Source organism: Campylobacter sp. BCW_6871 (genome assembly GCF_001762325.1).
Classification (GTDB): Bacteria; Campylobacterota; Campylobacteria; order Campylobacterales; family Campylobacteraceae; genus Campylobacter_D; species Campylobacter_D jejuni.
On the sequence record NZ_MJWQ01000045.1, the window covers coordinates 32,512 to 50,734 of the forward strand.

15 protein-coding genes are annotated in these 18,223 nt (G+C 30.3%); 11 read left to right on the top strand and 4 right to left on the bottom strand.

Annotated elements, in window-relative coordinates; all coding sequences use genetic code 11:
* Nucleotides 1-3: 3 nt before the first annotated feature.
* From AJ930_RS04790 to AJ930_RS04805, 4 genes are all read left to right on the top strand, one after another.
* Nucleotides 4-1,194 carry a M20 metallopeptidase family protein gene (locus AJ930_RS04790; RefSeq protein ID WP_070274921.1) on the top strand — a complete coding sequence of 397 codons (1,191 nt, stop codon included), beginning with the start codon at nt 4-6 and terminating at the stop codon, nt 1,192-1,194.
* A 78-nt stretch (nt 1,195-1,272) separates the two neighbouring features.
* Nucleotides 1,273-2,445, top strand: a complete 1,173-nt coding sequence (locus AJ930_RS04795) for an efflux RND transporter periplasmic adaptor subunit (protein ID WP_070274922.1) — start codon at nt 1,273-1,275, stop codon at nt 2,443-2,445.
* The gene (locus AJ930_RS04800) at nt 2,445-4,370 is read left to right on the top strand and encodes an ABC transporter permease (protein WP_070274923.1); all 1,926 of its coding nucleotides are present in this window, start codon (nt 2,445-2,447) and stop codon (nt 4,368-4,370) included. The genes AJ930_RS04795 and AJ930_RS04800 overlap by 1 nt, the downstream gene beginning before the upstream one ends.
* Before the next feature lies 1 nt (nt 4,371).
* Nucleotides 4,372-5,742, top strand: coding sequence for a TolC family protein (locus AJ930_RS04805; protein WP_070274924.1), 1,371 nt, complete (start codon nt 4,372-4,374; stop codon nt 5,740-5,742).
* 2 nt (nt 5,743-5,744) lie between these two features.
* On the opposite strand, the gene AJ930_RS04810 is transcribed toward AJ930_RS04805, so the two are convergent.
* From AJ930_RS04810 to ctf, 4 genes are read right to left on the bottom strand one after another with little or no spacing between them, the layout of a single operon-like run.
* A complete protein-coding gene (locus AJ930_RS04810; protein WP_070239707.1) occupies nt 5,745-6,923 on the bottom strand; it encodes an SGNH/GDSL hydrolase family protein in 1,179 nt (392 codons plus the stop codon).
* Entirely contained in the window at nt 6,910-7,920 is a 1,011-nt protein-coding gene (locus AJ930_RS04815; protein WP_070239705.1) for an SGNH/GDSL hydrolase family protein, read from the bottom strand. The genes AJ930_RS04810 and AJ930_RS04815 overlap by 14 nt, the downstream gene beginning before the upstream one ends.
* The gene (locus AJ930_RS04820; protein WP_070274925.1) at nt 7,921-9,297 is read right to left on the bottom strand and encodes an MBOAT family O-acyltransferase; all 1,377 of its coding nucleotides are present in this window, start codon (nt 9,295-9,297) and stop codon (nt 7,921-7,923) included.
* Between the two features lie 43 nt (nt 9,298-9,340).
* A complete protein-coding gene (gene ctf, locus AJ930_RS04825) occupies nt 9,341-9,844 on the bottom strand; it encodes a non-heme ferritin (RefSeq protein WP_002852256.1) in 504 nt (167 codons plus the stop codon).
* A gap of 180 nt (nt 9,845-10,024) precedes the next feature.
* Here ctf and AJ930_RS04830 point away from each other — a divergent pair, with 180 nt between their 5' ends.
* The 7 genes from AJ930_RS04830 (at nt 10,025) to AJ930_RS04860 (ending at nt 18,219) form a co-directional block, all read left to right on the top strand.
* Nucleotides 10,025-11,020, top strand: a complete 996-nt coding sequence (locus tag AJ930_RS04830; protein ID WP_070239701.1) for a substrate-binding domain-containing protein — start codon at nt 10,025-10,027, stop codon at nt 11,018-11,020.
* A gap of 9 nt (nt 11,021-11,029) precedes the next feature.
* Entirely contained in the window at nt 11,030-11,944 is a 915-nt protein-coding gene (gene pstC / locus AJ930_RS04835; RefSeq protein ID WP_002784291.1) for a phosphate ABC transporter permease subunit PstC, read from the top strand.
* Nucleotides 11,941-13,029 carry a phosphate ABC transporter permease PstA gene (gene pstA / locus AJ930_RS04840; RefSeq protein WP_070274926.1) on the top strand — a complete coding sequence of 363 codons (1,089 nt, stop codon included), beginning with the start codon at nt 11,941-11,943 and terminating at the stop codon, nt 13,027-13,029. The genes pstC and pstA overlap by 4 nt, the downstream gene beginning before the upstream one ends.
* A complete protein-coding gene (pstB, locus tag AJ930_RS04845) occupies nt 13,026-13,766 on the top strand; it encodes a phosphate ABC transporter ATP-binding protein PstB (RefSeq protein ID WP_070252525.1) in 741 nt (246 codons plus the stop codon). The genes pstA and pstB overlap by 4 nt, the downstream gene beginning before the upstream one ends.
* A gap of 71 nt (nt 13,767-13,837) precedes the next feature.
* Entirely contained in the window at nt 13,838-16,231 is a 2,394-nt protein-coding gene (locus AJ930_RS04850) for a hypothetical protein (RefSeq protein WP_442857192.1), read from the top strand.
* A 48-nt stretch (nt 16,232-16,279) separates the two neighbouring features.
* Nucleotides 16,280-17,596, top strand: coding sequence for an MATE family efflux transporter (locus tag AJ930_RS04855; RefSeq protein ID WP_070274927.1), 1,317 nt, complete (start codon nt 16,280-16,282; stop codon nt 17,594-17,596).
* On the top strand, nt 17,572-18,219 hold the full coding sequence (locus AJ930_RS04860; protein WP_070274928.1) for a M48 family metallopeptidase: 648 nt from the start codon (nt 17,572-17,574) through the stop codon (nt 18,217-18,219). Before AJ930_RS04855 ends, AJ930_RS04860 begins: the two co-directional genes overlap by 25 nt.
* Nucleotides 18,220-18,223 lie beyond the last annotated feature (4 nt).

Below are 18,223 nucleotides of genomic sequence, written 5' to 3' on the forward strand. Positions count from 1 at the left end.
AGAATGCATAAGCTGGTTGAAAATTTAGCACTAAAGTACTATGATAAAGTAGTTGATTTAAGACATCAAATTCATATGCATCCTGAGCTTGAATTTGAAGAAGAAAATACAGCTCATTTAGTGTGTAAAATTTTAGATGAGTTTGGCATTAAATATCAAAAAAATATTGCAAAAACAGGAATTTTAGCTATTATAGAAGGAAAAAAGAAGAGTCAGAAAAAACCAAAATGCGTTCTTTTAAGAGCGGATATGGATGCTTTGCCTGTACAAGAAAAAACTAATCTAAGTTATGCTTCAAAAATTGATGGTAAGATGCACGCATGTGGACATGATGGACATACAGCAGGACTTTTGGGAGCTGCTTTGATATTAAATGAGCTCAAAGATGAATTTTGTGGCACGATTAAATTTATGTTTCAGCCCGCAGAAGAGGGAAGCGGTGGAGCTAAACCTATGATAGAATCAGGTGTATTGGAAAATCCTTATGTTGATGCAGTTTTTGGTTGTCATTTATGGGGGCCTTTGCTTGAAAATACTGCTCAAATTGTAAGTGGTGAAATGATGGCTGGAACGGATATTTTTGATTTGGAATTTATTGGCAGAGGAGGACATGGAGCTCATCCGCACACTTGTATAGATCCTATAATTATGGCAACGCAATTTGTAAATAATATACAAAGTGTTGTTTCTAGGCGTTTAGCCCCTTATGAAGCAGGGGTAATTACTGTAGGTCAAATTTGTGCAGGAACTACTTATAATGTTATTCCTGCAAATGCTTATTTAAAAGGAACTGTACGCTTTTTAAATGATAAAACACAAGATATTTTAAAAAGTTCTCTAGAAGAAGTGGCTGCTGCTACAGCAAAATCTAATAGTGGAGATTATAAGCTTAAATATACTAAAGAATTTCCTCCATTGATTAATGATGAAAAAGCTGCTTTAATAGCAAGAAAAGCTTTTGCAAAGGTCTTAGGAGAAGAAAATATCATTGTTTCTTCTAAACCTGACATGGGGGCTGAAGATTTTGCTTTTTTAACACGAGAAAGAATGGGAGCTTATGTATTTGTTGGAATTTCAAAGGATTTAAATCACCCAGCTTTGCACCATAGTTCTACTTTTTGTTGGGATGATGAAAATTTAAAAGTTTTAATGCAGGGTGATGTGATGATGGCTTTAGAATTTTTAAATTTATAAAATAGAATTAAAAATTCACAAAAAATTCACAAAAAATGAGTAAAATTTAATCTTGATTTTTCTTTAGGATTTGTTATTATGAAAAAGAAGATTGTTTTAATCATTTTAATTGCAATGCTTGGAAGTGTTGGGGCTTATTTTATTTTTTTTAATAATGATGAAAAAATCAGCTATTTAACTCAAAAAATACAAAAAAAAGATATATCTCAAACCATAGAGGCAGTAGGAAAGGTATATGCCAAAGATCAAGTCGATGTGGGTGCTCAAGTTAGCGGACAAATTATAAAACTTTATGTGGATGTGGGAACTCATGTAAAGCAAGGTGATTTGATCGCTCAAATTGACAAAGATAAACAACAAAACGATTTAGATATTACAAAAGCTCAGCTTGAAAGCGCTAAGGCTAATTTAGAGAGTAAAAAAGTTGCTCTTGAGATTGCGAGTAAGCAGTATCAAAGAGAGCAAAAACTTTATGCAGCTAAAGCAAGTTCTCTTGAAAATTTAGAAACTCAAAAAAATAATTATTATACTTTAAAAGCTAATGTTGTAGAGCTTAATGCTCAAGTAGTTCAGCTTGAAATCACTCTTAAAAATGCGCAAAAAGATTTAGGTTATACAACCATTACTGCTCCTATGGATGGTGTTGTGATTAATGTAGCTGTAGATGAAGGACAAACAGTTAATGCTAATCAAAACACCCCTACTATAGTCCGTATAGCTAATTTAGACGAAATGGAAGTAAGAATGGAAATAGCAGAGGCTGATGTGAGTAAGATAAAAGTAGGAACAGAGCTTGATTTTTCTTTGCTTAATGATCCTCAAAAAACTTATCATGCTAAGATTGCAAGTATAGATCCAGCTGATACTGAAGTAAGTGATTCTAGTGCAAGCTCAAACTCATCAAGTTCGAGTTCTTCAAGCTCAAGCTCATCAAATGCTATTTATTATTACGCAAAATTTTATGTAGCCAATAAAGATGATTTTTTGCGTATTGGTATGAGTATACAAAATGAAATTGTTGTAGCAAGTGCAAAGGCTGTTTTAGCAGTGCCAACTTATGCAATTAAAAGCGATTCAAAAGGCTATTATGTTGAAATTTTGGAAAATCAAAAAGCTGTTAAAAAATATGTCAAACTTGGCATTAAAGATTCTATCAATACTCAAATTTTAGAAGGTGTAAATGAAAATGAAGAATTGATAGTAAGCTCAAGTGCTGATGGCTTAGCTCCTAAAATGAAGTTGAGATTTTAATGATTTTTCTTAAAAATATTTGCAAAAATATAGGCGAAAATACCATTTTAAAAAATGTAAGTTTAAGTATAGAAAAAGGTGAATTTGTTGCTATTATAGGACAAAGTGGAAGTGGTAAAACTTCACTTTTAAATATCATAGGAACATTAGATACGCCAAGTAGTGGAACTTATATTTTTGATGAATATGAAGTCACTAAACTTAATAACGATGAAAAAGCAAGATTAAGGCGTGAAAAAATAGGTTTTATATTTCAAAGATATAATCTTTTAAGCTTGCTGAGTGCTAAAGAAAATGTCTCTTTACCTGCAGTTTATGCGGGAAAAAATTTACAAGAAAGAAGTCAAAACGCTAAAAAACTTTTAAATGATTTAGAATTAGCCCATAAATTAGATTCTAAGCCGAATGAATTAAGCGGAGGGCAGCAACAACGCGTTTCTATAGCGAGAGCTTTAATGAATGGTGGAGAGCTTATTTTGGCTGATGAGCCAACGGGAGCTTTGGATAGTAAAAGTGGTATTATGGTGCTTGAAATTTTACAAAAACTTAACGAGCAAGGTCATACTATAGTCTTAGTAACTCATGATCCAAAAATTGCAGCACAAGCTAAAAGGGTTATAGAGATTAAAGATGGGGAAATTTTAAGCGATACTAAAAAGGAAAAAGCTCAAGAAAAGCTCACTTTAAAAACAATGCCTAAAGAGAAAAAAACATTTACTTTGCTTAAAAATCAAGCCTTTGAGTGTTTTAAGATAGCTTATTCTTCCATACTTGCACACAAACTTCGTTCTGTTTTAACTATGCTTGGAATCATCATAGGTATTGCTTCTGTAGTTTGTGTTGTAGCTTTAGGATTGGGCTCTCAAGCTAAAGTGCTTGAGTCTATTGCAAGACTTGGAACAAATACTATTGAAATTCGCCCTGGAAAAGGATTTGGGGATTTGCGTTCGGGTAAAACAAGGCTTAATTTTAGTGATTTAGAAACGTTAAGATCTTTAGAATATTTAGAAGCAGTTGATGCTCATTCAAATACTTCAGGAGTAGCAACTTATACCAATATTTCTTTAAGCGCAAGAGCTGAAGGAGTTGGGACAAACAATTTTGCTATAGAAGGTTTAAGGATAGATGCGGGAAGAATTTTAAATAATGATGATGTAAAAAATAGTACCAATGTTGCTGTGCTAGATTTTAATGCTAAAAAAAATCTTTTTCCTGATGAAAAAAGTGAAAATATTTTAGGTCGTGTGGTGCTTTTTAATTCTCAACCTTTTAAGATAATAGGAGTTTTACAAAAAGATACAGACAAGCCTATAGAAGATAATGTAGTGCGTCTTTATATACCCTATACAACACTGATGAATAAGCTTACAGGAGATAGAAATTTGCGTGAAATCATAGTTAAGGTTAAAGATGATGTGAGTTCAACTTTGGCTGAAAATGCTATTATAAGAATTTTAGAAATTAAACGTGGACAAAAGGATTTTTTTACTTTTAATTCTGACACTTTTAAACAAGCTATTACAGCAAATAAACGTACTACAACCATACTTACCGCTTGTGTGGCTGTGATTGCTTTGATTGTTGGGGGTATAGGAGTGATGAATATCATGCTTGTTTCTGTAAGCGAAAGAACAAGAGAAATAGGCATACGTATGGCTATAGGAGCTAGAAGAGAAGATATTATGATGCAGTTTTTAATCGAAGCGGTTATGATTTGTACCATAGGGGCGATTTTGGGTGTGATTTTATCGATTTTTATTATTTTTGCTTTTAATACCTTAAGTACGGATTTTCCTATGATTTTAAATGCCTATTCTGTGCTTTTGGGGCTTTTAAGTTCTATGTTTATCGGTGTGGTTTTTGGTTTTTTCCCTGCAAGAAATGCAGCAAATTTAAATCCTATTAGTGCATTATCAAAGGAATGATATGAAAATAATACTTAGCATTTTTTTAGCATTTTTCTTGAGTGCTTGTGGTGCAAAACTTAGCTTGCCTAAAGAAGTTGATTTAACTCAAGAACAAATGAAAGATTTAAATCTCACTTATGATTGGTATAGATCTTATGATAATGCAAAATTAAATGAATTTCTAAATTTTGTTTTATTAAATAATAGTGATATTAATATTGCTAGAAAAACTTTGCTTTCAGCTTTGGCTAGAGCCGATTTGATTGATTATGATTTATATCCGACTTTAAGTGGAAATTTGGGTTTTGACGCGGATAAAGATTTAAATTCAGGCAAACAAAGTAAAAATTTCAATAATTCTTTAAATTTAAGCTATGAGCTTGATATTTATGGCAAATTAAGAGATAGCGCAAGTGCGAGTGAATTTAGTGCGAAAGCAAGTGCTTATGATCTTGAAAATTTAAAAATAAGCATGATCAATACAGCTTTAAATAATGTGTTTGAGCTGGCTTATTTTAACGATGTAGATAAATTGCTTCGAGTCTATCTTTCAAATTTAGAACAAATGAAAGAGCTTTATAGCTATAAATACAAGCTTGGAAAAATAGAAGAATTAGATCTTTTAAACATAGAACAAAGCTTATTAAGAGCTAAACAAAATTTATTAAGCAATGATAAAAATCGTAATTTACTCATAAAAAATTTACAAGATTTATTGGCAAAGCAAGAAGGTTTTGCCTATATAGAGTATTTTAAAACTTTATCTTTAAATGATTTTAAAACCTTAAGTCCTGATTTTAACATACCTTTAAAAGCCTTAGCATACCGTGCAGATGTGAGATCTAAACTTAATAGCTTAAAATCAGCTTTTAAGGATTATTCTTCCATGCAAAAATCTATTTTGCCTAGCATTTCTTTAGGTGGAGCATTAAGCGGAAGTGATAAAAAAATCGATGATAGTTTTAAATTTGAAATTTTAAGTGGCAGTGTTAAGATTTCTTTACCTTTCTTAGATTATGGTAGAGTAAAGCAAAATATCAAAATTTCACAATTTACTTATGAGCAACTTTTAATTTCTTATGAACAGGCTTTGCAAAGTGCGATGAATGAATTTGCATTGAATTATAAAGACTATCAAAGCGACACCTTGCTTTTGCAAAATTTGCAAAATATTAACATTAAACAAGAACTTATCGCTAAGGCGTATTATGAAAAATATATTTTAGGAAAAAGTGAATTAAAAGATTATTTGGATGCAAATAATACTTTAAATTCTACTCAGCAAGAATTTTTAAGAGCTAGATTTAATCTTTTAAAAACCATTAATTCTTACTATCAAATCACAGCTTTAAGTTTTAATGATGAAAACTTAGAATTTCCTAAGTATTAAATTTAATAATCGATGATATTTTTTAAATCCTCGAGTAACTTTTTAGCCATCAGCTCATAGCCTTTTATAGTAAGATGTACATCATTGAGCGAAAGCTTTTGTTCTATCCATTTGTTTTTTCCCCCACTATCTTGCATAAACTGATGCATATCAAAGATAAGAGTTTTTTCTTCTTTAGCAACTTCATATAATGCTTTGCGTATGGTAAAAAAATCAGGAGCAAGCTTGTAGTTTTTACCTTGTTTTTGAACTACGGTTGGTGGAGAGATTAGCATGATAACAGCGTTTTTATTGTAAGTTTTTAAAATGCTAATCCATTTTTTTAAATTATTTTTGAATTTTTGTTTTTCAAACCCTTTAAAGAGTGCATCATTAGAACCATAGGCAAGAATAATTAAATCATTGTGTAAAAGTTCTAGTTCTTTTTTTACAACTGCTTGATTCCAAGAGAGCCATAAATCACTTTTGGCACCATTGATTGCAATGGTATCTAAGAAAACATTATTATTTTTATTTGTGATGAAATATCCTCCTAGCTCAGCATCCTTTTGTAAGGCTGAAATTTGCAAAGGAAGATCAAGTTCTAGTTCTTTATAAGACCATTTGTTAATTTGTGTAGTTCTTAACTCATAGCTTTGATTTTTTGCATCTTTGATGCTAAAAGCATTGGTGCTTTGCTTGGCTTTAAATAAAAATCCTATTTTGAAATTTTTTTTATCTAAGGTTGTATCAAGGTTGATTTTTGCACCTTTGGTTTTTGCTTTGGCTATTATTCCACCTAGTGGAAAATTATGTCCAGCATTAGCAGGATTTCTTGAGTTTAAAATTTCAAAGTTTTTATAAGAATAAAAAAGATTAAGATTTTGTTGATATTTAGGCTGTAGAGGATAGGCAAAACCTATAGAGTTAGAGCGGATTAAATATCCTCTTATGACACGCGGAAAGAAATCAGCTGCCATATGAGAATCCCCATAAATTCTAATTCCTATGTTTTGATTTTTTTCTAATTTTTTTTCTAGATTTTTAAGATCTTTTTTTGATACATAATTTGTTAAAGCAGGGTGATTTTTGTTTTGATTGAGTATGGAATCTATTGTGTCATTTGTATTTAAATTTTGTGCATAAGAGCTAGTAAAAATAATAAAAAACAATAAGATAATTTTAAATTTATTTACTAGCATTTTCTTCCTTAAGTTTTATGTGTTCTAATAAAAGTTTAGACATTTCTCTTGCACCACTTGGGGTAAAGTGAATCCCATCATCTGTTCTTACTTTTATACTTCTATTGTTTTCATCTTTTATATAAGCTGAGTATTCATCATTGACACTAAAAAATAGTTTAGTGTTGATAAAAATTTCTTTATTTTTAAGAATTTCATTGCTGTAAATTTTATTGAGCACTTGTATTTTTTTGTTCAAATCTTCTTTTTTTACAGGAGGGATTTCAAACCAAAAAACTTTGGCTTTATGTTTTTTAGCGATTTTAATGATTTCATCTACACGATTTGTATAAATATCTATCCAAGAAGGAGAGCCAAAACGATGGTAATTTCCTCCTTTTTTAATATCCCAAGGATCATTAGCACCAAGAAGAACAACAAGATATTTAATATTTGAGTTTTTAATAAAAGCTTCATTGGTGGCTTTTGACCAGTTAAAATAGGATTTATAAGAAAGGCCTGTATTTTGTTTACTAAGATCGGTTACCTTAAGACTTAAATTTCTTAAATCTCTATTTAAAGCTATTGCAACACCTTGCATTAAAGAATCTCCGATAAATAAAAACTCATCTCCATTTTGTAGCTCTAATTTGGTATTGTCGATAAAACTAATATTTGCATCTTGGATTAAGGTTAGATTTGTTTCTTTATGAGAAGTGTTTTCATCATTTTCTAAAGTGTTTAAAACTTTATCTATTTTACTTAAGTTTTCATCTGTTGATTTACTTTCTTGATTTGTATCTTCTTCATTGGTTTGAGGCAAGGGTTCGTTGCTTAAAATTGCACGAATTTGTTCCAATTTAATTTTGAAGCCATTGGCTTCTTTTAAAAGATCATTATGAGGATAGAATGCAAAATGATATTTTTGTTCTATATAAGAGCTAATGCTCTGATTCATAACTACAACAACCAAGCCAAGCACTATAATCAAAATGAAGAAAAATCTAACTGCACTCATCTAAAAACTCGAATAAATAAAATCAGGAATTCCATCTGGCATAAAAGCAAAAACCAAAAGTAAAATAAAAGCTATAATAAAAGGTTTTAGTAAAAATGGAGTAAGGTTTAAAATCTTAATGCAATATTCTTTAAAATTAATAAATAAAGGATAGATCATAAAAAGAACCCCAAAAGCAACCAACATATAAATATCATTATAAGATGGAATTTGGAAGAAATTATAATAACAAGCTTTAAAATATTCTATTGCATCTTCTAGATTTTTGCTATAGTAAAAGAAAATCCAAGTAAAACATACAAATTGAAAGGTTAAAAATCTTCCTAAAGCTGGAATTTTTTGTAAACTAAATTTGCTTAAAGCTAGCAAATGTATAAAAACTATGCCAATACCATGCAATAAACCCCAAACAATAAAAGCAAGTGTATTACCATGCCACATACCTGAAAGTATAAAAGCGATGAGTATGTTAACTATAGTGCGTGGCATTCCTTTTCTATTGCCCCCTAAAGGTATATAGATATAATCTCTTATAAAGGTTGAAAGACTGATATGCCATCTAGTCCAAAAATCTTTTAGGTTTTTTGCAAGATAAGGCATGTTAAAGTTAGGTGGAAGGGTAAAACCTAACATTAAAGCAAAAGCACAAACTAAATTAACATATCCGCTAAAATCGCAGTATATTTGAATCGCATAGGCGTAAATTGCGCTTAAAAGTTGTATGAAATTATAAGATTGTGGAAAGTCTAAAATACTTTTAGCATAAATTCCAAGGTAATTGGCTATTAAAACTTTTTTAACTATACCAAAAACAAGCAAGATGATGATTAAATTTGCATGTTTAAATTCGCGTTTTTGATAGGCTTGTTCAAAGAAAAAAGAACTTCGCATAATAGGCCCTGAAAGTAGTGTTGGAAAAAATGATAAGAAGGTTGCTAAATTTAAAAAGCTTTCTAAACGGCGTTTTTGGTAAACTTCTACAAGATAAGTGATAGAAGTAAAGGTATAAAAACTAATTCCTATTGGAAATACTAAATCAATATTTAAAAATTCTAAACCGAAAAAATCTAATATCTCATCAATACTTCCTTTGATGCTAGGAAAGTATTTAAAAAAACATAAATTTAAAACAATAAAAGCCATACAAGTAGCGAAAATATAACGCTTGCGACGCACAAAAATAAGCAAGGCAAAATAGTGTATAAAAAAGGTGTATATAAATAAAACCAAGGCGAAATAAGGATTGATTAAAATATAAATAATATAAGAGAAAATTAAAATTAAAATATTTTGTATTTTGTAATCATTTTTAAAAGTCCAATAAATAGCAAAAAAAGCTATCATTAAGATACTAAATTCTAAAGAAAAATAAGTCATACCTTATAATCCAAAGCGAGATTTGCCCATAGTAGGGCAAAGATTATTTTTTTCTGCTTAATGCAATATTTTTGATGTATTGATCAGCTAAATAAAGTCCATTTCCGTGTTCTCCGATTAATTTAATCTTGTCAACTATACCACGGAAAAGTGCTTCTTCTTCGTGTTGTTCGCTTACATACCATTGTAAGAAATTAAAAGTAGAATAGTCTTTATGTGTTAGCATGTGTTCAACTAAAGTATTGATTGATTTTGTGATAAATTGCTCATGTTCATAGGTTTTTTCAAAAACATCAAGCAAGGATTTGAAATTTTGTTCAGGCTGTTTTACTTCTTGAAGTTCTACATGAGAATCTGTCTCATTAAGATAAGTGATAAGCTTTTTAGCATGATCGCTTTCTTCGCTTGCATGTGCAAACAAGAAGGCTCCAGCTCCATCAAGACTGTTTTCATAGCACCAAGAGCTCATGCTAAGATATAAGTTTGCCGCATACATTTCTTTGTTTATTTGTTCATTGAGTAATTTTACAACTTCTTTAGAAAGCATTCCTATCTCCTTATTAAAATTTAAATAATGTTTCATAATGATATATTATTTTTTTAAAAACAAGCTAAATTTTTGATAGTTAAAAATTATATTTGAGAAAAATATAAAATAAAAAATGTTTCCAAAATGTTTCCAAGTTTTTTTAAACTTCCATTACTTTTTTAAAGTTAAGGAGAAAAAATGAAAAAAATTCTATCTTTAAGTGTGGCAAGTCTTGTACTTTGTGGTGCTTTAAATGCAGCAGATTTAAAAATCGCAGGTTCATCGACTGTGTATCCTTTTACTTCTTTTGTAGCTGAAGAATATGCTTCGATTAAAAATACAAAAACTCCTATAGTAGAGAGCTTGGGAACAGGGGGTGGATTTAAGGTATTTTGTGAAGGAACTACTGATATTTCTAATGCTTCAAGACCTATGAAATTAAGCGAATTTGAAACTTGCAAAAAAGCAGGAGTAACTGACATAGTAGGGATTATGATAGGTTATGATGGTATAGTTTTAGCTCAAAATAAAACCAATGCTCCATTAAATATCACAAAAAAAGAACTTTTCTTAGCATTGGCAAAAGAAATTCCACAAAATGGAAAACTTATACCAAATCCTTATACAAACTGGAATCAAATCAATAAAAATTTACCAAATCGTAAAATTAGTGTTTATGGTCCACCATCAAGTTCGGGAACAAGAGATACTATAGAAGAGCTTGTTATGAGTGATGTGTCTAAAAAAATTCCTGAGTATAAAGGCGAGTATAAAACTTTGCGTCAAGATGGTGCTTATATCCCAAGCGGTGAAAATGATAATCTAATCGTTTCAAAACTTACTATTGATAAAGATGCTTTTGGAATTTTTGGTTATAGCTTTTTAGTGAGTAACTCAGATAAAATCAATGTCGCTACTATTGATGGTGTTGCACCAAGTGAAGAAAATATTGCGGATGAAAAATACGAACTTGCAAGAAGTTTGTTTATTTATATCAATGCTAAGAAAAATCCAAAAGAAGCCTTTGAATTTGCAAAAATTTACATGAGTGATGATTTGGCAAAAAGTGGCGGAGAACTTGAAAAAATAGGACTTGTTCCTTTAAGCGATGATAAATTAAAAGCTTCTCAAAAACATATAGAAGATAGAAAAATTTTAAATGATGAGCTTGTAAAAGCTGGAAAAGTTTTTTAAGGAAAAACTTTGCTAAAAGAAAAAATAATCAAATTTGCACTTTTTTTATGTGCTTTTGTAAGCGTGATAGTAAGCTTTGCTATCATGCTTACAATTTTAATTGAAGCTTTAAAATTCTTTCAAAAAGAAAGTGTTGTTACCTTTTTATTCTCAAGTCAGTGGGCAGCTGATGCAGCTTTTATGAATGCAGATGGCACGAGCAAACAAGGTGTTTTTGGGGCACTATCGCTTTTTTGGGGAACTTTTTATATTTCATTGATTGCTATGCTAACGGCTTTACCTTTAGGGGTTATGTGTGCTATATATTTAGGTGTTTTTGCTGGCAAAAAATCTAAAAATTACTTAAAACCTATTTTAGAAATCATTGCAGGGATTCCTACTGTTGTTTTTGGATTTTTTGCGGCTATAGTTGTAGCGCCTTTTATAGTGTGGTTTTTTTCTTTATTTGGCATACAAGCAAGTTTTCAAAGTGCTTTAGGCGCAGGTTTTATCATGGGGATCATGATAGTGCCTATAGTAGCTTCTTTATCTCAAGATTGCATTGAAGCAGTAAGCGAGAAAAGGATTAATGGTGCTTATGCTTTAGGCATGACAAAAAAAGAAGTGGTTTTTGCTGTGATTTTACCTGAGGCTATTCCTGGTATAGTTGCAGCTTGTCTTTTAGGACTTTCAAGAGCCTTAGGTGAAACCATGATAGTGGTAATGGCAGCTTCTTTGCGTCCAAATTTAACGATGAATTTTTTAGAAGATATGACAACAGTAACGGTAAAAATTGTAGAAGCTTTAAGTGGAGATCAAGCTTTTGATAGTTCTTTAGCTTTGAGTGCTTTTTCTTTAGGTTTGGTGCTTTTTATCATCACTTTAATCATCAATATGTTTAGCGTTTATCTCATCAATCGCTTTCACAAAAGGAAAAATTTATGAAAAAACTTTTTAAAAAAAGACAAAAAGCTTCAAAGTCTTTTAAAAGACTTTGCAAAATGGGGCTTTATATTAATTTAATTTTTCTTTGTATCTTTTTAGGAAGTGTGGGTTATCTTGGAATTGGAGCTTTTAAGCAAACTTATATTTTTGTAGAGGCTAATAGAAATTCTCCTGTTTATGATCTTTTATCTCGTGCTGAGCAAAGAAAAATAAGAACAGGGCAAATCACTGAAAAAACTTGGCTTTTGGCAAATTCAGAAGTGGATCAATATATGAAGCAAAAATATAATCGCCTTAGTGAAAAACAAAGAACTTTAGTCGATGATCTTGTGCAAAAAGGCGAGATAGAGCTTAAATTTAATAGCAATTTCTTTTTAAATGGGGACTCAAAATCTCCTGAAAATTCAGGAATTTTATCTTCAGTTGTAGGGACTTTGCTTGTTATGCTTGTTTGTATGGTTGTGAGTGTTCCTATAGGCGTTGCAGCAGCAATTTATTTAGAAGAATTTGCACCGCAAAATTTATTTACACATTTTATAGAAGTGTGTATTAACAACCTTGCAAGTATTCCAAGTATCTTGTTTGGACTTTTAGGACTTGGAGTGTTTATCAATCTTTTTGGAATGCCTCGATCAAGTGCTTTAGTGGGTGGGCTTACTTTGGCGATCATGAGTTTACCTATTATCATTGTTTCAACCAAAGCGGCTTTAAAAAGTGTGGACATTAACATGAAAAATGCCGCTTATGCCTTAGGTATGACAAAGGTTCAAATGGTAAAAGGCATTATGTTACCTTTAGCTATGCCTATGATTTTAACAGGTTCTATTTTGACTTTAGCTGGGGCTATAGGAGAGACTGCACCTTTGATGATTATCGGTATGATAGCATTTATTCCTGATGTAGCTAGTTCTATTTTTGATCCAACTAGCGTTTTGCCTGCTCAAATTTACTCATGGTCAGCTATGCCAGAGCGTGCATTTTTAGAAAGAACTGCAGCAGGTATTATCGTGCTTTTAGGACTTTTAGTCGTGTTAAATCTTAGTGCGATATTATTAAGAAAATATTTTCAAGGAAAATTAAAGTGATAGCAAAAACAACAAATTTAAATTTATTTTATGGAAAAAAACAAGCTTTATTTGATATCAATATGCAAATAGAACAAAACAAAATTACCGCACTCATCGGTGCTTCTGGATGTGGTAAATCCACTTTTTTGCGTTGTTTTAACAGAATGAATGATAAAATTGCAAAAATCGGTGGTTTAGTAGAAATTGAAGGAAAGGATGTTAAAAATCAAGATGTAGTAGTCTTGCGTAAAAATGTAGGCATGGTTTTTCAACAACCTAATGTTTTTGTAAAAAGCATTTATGAAAATATCTCTTATGCACCAAAACTTCACGGCATGATTAAAAACAAAGATGAAGAAGAAGCTTTGGTGGTGGATTGTTTGCAAAAAGTAGGGCTTTTTGAAGAGGTTAAAGATAAATTAAAGCAAAATGCTCTAGCTCTTTCAGGCGGACAACAACAACGCCTTTGTATCGCAAGAGCTTTAGCAATAAAACCTAAGCTCTTGCTTTTAGATGAGCCAACTTCCGCACTTGATCCTATTAGCTCAGGTGTTATAGAAGAGCTCTTAAAAGAGCTAAGTCATAATCTTTCTATGATCATGGTTACGCATAATATGCAACAAGGTAAACGCGTGGCTGATTATACTGCATTTTTTCACCTAGGTGAGCTTATAGAATTTGGTGAAAGTAAAGAATTTTTTGAAAATCCAAAACAAGAAAAAACCAAAGCTTACTTAAGCGGTGCTTTTGGGTGAGATTTATACAAAAACAAGTATCTTTGTATTAAAATTATATCCTTAAAAAAGAATTTCATAAGGATATAGTTTTGTTTGAAACACTTTTAAAACTTAGCGAAGAGCCTTTAAAAAGCAAGATTAAGGATTTGTATTTTTCTAAGTTTAATTATGTAGGTACTAAGATTGATTTTTGTATCACTCAAAATTTAGGACTTTTAGGCGAAGTTAATTTACTTTGGGCTGAAGCCAAACAAGGAAAAAGCGAGCTTAAAAAGTCTTTTGTTCAGCTTGTGCTTACCATAGGAAAGTATAAATTTTATACAGAGCAAACTCCAAATTTACTTTGTGCTTTTGACGCTGAAAAGATAGCCTTTTTACCTTTTTCTTCTTTGCAAGAAATTTTTTATCAAAGTGATATAGACTTTAGTGTAACACCTAGCAATCATAAAAGTGAGCAGTTTTTAAAACTTCTAAAAGAACTAGATAGCATTTTAAATACAGCACAAATTTTTTATTATGAAAAAAATGATGAAGAATTAAAAAATTTCATAAAAGAAAATCTTACGAGTGAAAATATAAGCAAATTTAAAATCGATAAAAACAATTTTGTAAGTATTTATCACAAATGGAACAAAATGGTTAAAGATACCATCAGTATTGATTGGAATTTGGCTAAAGAAAGTGGGATCATAGATGCTGATTTTTATTTGGCTGATTTGCTTTCAAATGAAAATGAAACCATCAGTCAAAATTTATTTGCTATTCTTAAAAAAGATTATTATGAGTTTAATAAAACAAAAAGTGATTTAGGCTCTATCATTAACGAACGCACTTCTTTTAAAGATAATCAAAAAGCTCATCATGAATTTTGGGCGATTTACGAGCGTCCTCCAAGAAAAGAATTTTGGGATTATATTATAAAACGCAGAGATTTATTAGTAGATCAAGATATAAGAGAGCGAAAAGGAGCGTTTTTTACTCCTAGAATTTGGGTGGATAAGGCTTGTGAGTATCTTTCTAAAACTTTTGGTGAAAATTATGAAGAGGAGTATTATATATGGGATTTAGCGGGTGGAACAGGAAATTTACTGGCCAATTTTACCAATGCAAAAAATATCTTTTGTTCTACTCTTGATAAAGCCGATATAGATGTGATACATGAGCGTATAAAAAATGGTGCGAATTTGTTTGAAAATCATATTTTTGAGTTTGACTTTTTAAATGATGAATTTTTTGATGAGGTAGATGATAAGGGTAAAATCATCCAAAAATCAAAATTACCTTTAAATTTACAAGAGATTTTAAAAGATGAAAACAAACGCAAAAAACTAATAATCTTTATCAATCCACCTTATGCGGAAGCTAGCAATTCAAAAACTGCTAGTGGTACTGGAAATCATAAAAGTAAAGTAGCAAGAGAAAATAAAATTTGTGAAAAATACAAAGATATTTTAGGTAAGGCAAACAATGAGCTTTTTGCACAGTTTTTTATCAGAATTTATTGTGAGATAGAAGATTGTTTAATGGCTAGTTTTTCGACTTTAAAATATGTAAATTCTACCAATTTTATAAAATTTAGAGAGAGTTTTAAGGCTAAGTTTTTAAAAGGTTTTATGGTGCCTGCTGATACCTTCGATAATGTAAAAGGAAATTTTCCTATAGGATTTTTGATATGGGATATGAGTAAAAAAGAAGAAATTAAAAAAATAAAACTTGATGTATTTAATGAAAATGGAAATTTCTTAGGAGTGAAGTATTTTTATAATGATAAAAAAGAAAGTATCAATAAATGGCTTAGAACATTTAATAAAAAAGATGGCAATAATATAGGTGTATTAATGGCTGATGCACCTGATTTTCAACAAAATAATCATATTGCAATTTTAAATAAAAAAAGAAATGTGCATTTAATTTTTCAAGATATCAATGAAAATATCATTAATATAGCTATATATTTCTCAGTGCGTCATATAATAGAGCATACTTATATAAATCATAATGATCAATTTTTGTATCCTAATGATTTATATAAAAATGATAATGAGTTTAAAAGTGATTGTTTATCTTTTATGCTTTTTCATGGTAAAAATCGCATAAGTGCAAAAGAGGGGATAAATCATTTTATACCTTTTAGCGAAAAAGAACTAGGTATCACAAAAGAAGCTTTTAAGAGTGATTTTATGTATAAATTTATAAAGGGCAATATAAAAGATGAAAACTCGCTTTTTGATGATGAGTTAGCCAAGATAGAATTTAGCCCCCAAGCAAATAAACTTTTAAAAGCTGGAAAAGAACTTTTTAAGTATTATCATACTCATAGTGAAGATAAAAACTATCTAGCCAATGCTTCGCTTTATGATATCAAAGAATTTTTTCAAGGCAGGGATGAAAAAGGCAGGATGAAGCTTCCTAGCCAAGCAAAAGACGAGCATTATAAAGCTTTACTGAGTGATTTAAAATGCAAATTTAAAAATTTTAGCTAAAAAGTTAGAGCCAAAAATTTATGAATACGGCTTTTTAAAAGAATGATCATGGCAAAAAAACAACTCTCTTTAACAAGGCTTAGTTTTCCTATATTTTGGGACTTGCTTTCTAAGTATTTAACTGTGATTATCAATACCGCTATGGTGTCGCATTATTCTAATTTTCTTGTCGGTGCTATGGGGGCTGGAAATCAAATTTTAGATCTTTTTATCACTATTTTTTCATTTTTAAGTGTGGGTTGTAGCGTGGTGATAGCTCAAGCTATTGGTGCAAAAGATTATGTTTTAGCAAGAAAAGTGATTCATCAAAGTTTATTTTTAAATGCACTTTTAGGCTTTGTATGTGGTGCGCTTATTTTATGGCATGGGGAGTATTTGCTTTATCTTTTAAAAATCCCACAAGAATTGCTTAAAGACAGCAAAATTTACTTGCATATGCTTGCAATTTGTTTGTTTTTTGATGCCATAGGTATTGTTTTAGCGGCTATTGTAAGGGTTTATAATATGGCTTATTGGGTTATGCTTATAGGCTTTTTGATGGATATAGTGGTGATTTGTGGAAATTATTATGTTTTGCATTATACAAAATCAGAACTTTTTGGAGTAGGGCTTAGTAATATTTTTGCCCGTATTGTTGCTATAGTGGCTTTACTTATGATACTTTTTTATAAACTTAAAATTCATCTTAAAATCAAAGAAATGATAAAACTTGAAAAAGAGGTATTAAAAAAGGTTTTAAATATAGGTGGGTTTTCAGCAGGAGAAAATCTTTTGTGGATAGTTCAATACACTATAGCTTTTGCTTTTGTAGCAAGCTTAGGTGAAGCAAGTTTGAGTGTGCAAACGATTTATTTTCAAATTTCAATGCTTATCATGCTTATAGGACAAGCTACGAGCATAGCTAATGAAATCATAGTAGGTAAATTAGTCGGTGCTAGATATGAAAATATCGCTTATAAACATGCTTGGCGTGCTTTGTATTTTAGCGTGATAGCGAGTGCTTTAGTGGCACTTTTAAATTATCTTTGTCAAGATTTTACTATGCAAATTTTAGGGCTTAAAGAAGAGTTAAAAAATTTAATGATACCTTTATTTGCTCTTTCAATCTTTCTTGAAATTTCACGCACCTTTAATATAGTTATGGTTAATTCCTTGCGTGCAAGTGGTGATGCCAAGTTTCCATTTTTTAGCGGACTTATTTTTATGATGGGAGTATCTTTGCCTGTGGGTTATGTGCTTTGTTTTCATTTTAATCTTGGAATTTTAGGGGTTTGGATAGGATTTTGTGCGGATGAGTTTTTGCGTGGAATGGTAAATTCATACAGATGGAAAAGTAAAAAATGGCAAGGCAAAGCTCTAGTTTAAAATCATTTATTTATAAAGATGAGTGCTATTTTTATTCTAAAAAACGCATAAAAACTTTAAGATTAAGGCTCAATGAAAGGGGTGAATTTGTTCTTAGTATTCCTTATTTTTACACCTTTAAAAGTGTTTATGAGTTTTTAGATAAATCAAGTTCTTGGATGAATGAGGCAAAAAAAAGATTTGAAAAAAAAGTTTTAAAAGATGATGAATTAATCTTTTTAGCTAAAAAATATAAAATTATTTTTGATGAAAATGTCAAAAAAACTTATTTTGATAAAGATAAAATTCTTTGTCAAAATAAAGCAAAATTAGATTTATTTTTAAGAGAAAATGCTAAAAAGATTTTTACTTTTTATCTTAAAAAATGGAGTCAAAAAACAGGTTTATTTTATACGCATTTAAGCATTAAAAATATGAAAACGCGTTGGGGTTCATGTAATCATAATAAAGCTTATATTAATTTAAATTTAAAACTCATTCAAAAGAGTTTAAAGGCTATTGAATATGTGATTTTGCATGAAATCAGCCACTTGAAATTCCCTAATCACAGCAAAGAATTTTACGCTTTTATGGAGCATTTTATGAGCGATTTTAGACAAAGAGAGAAAGAATTTTTAAGTTAAAAAT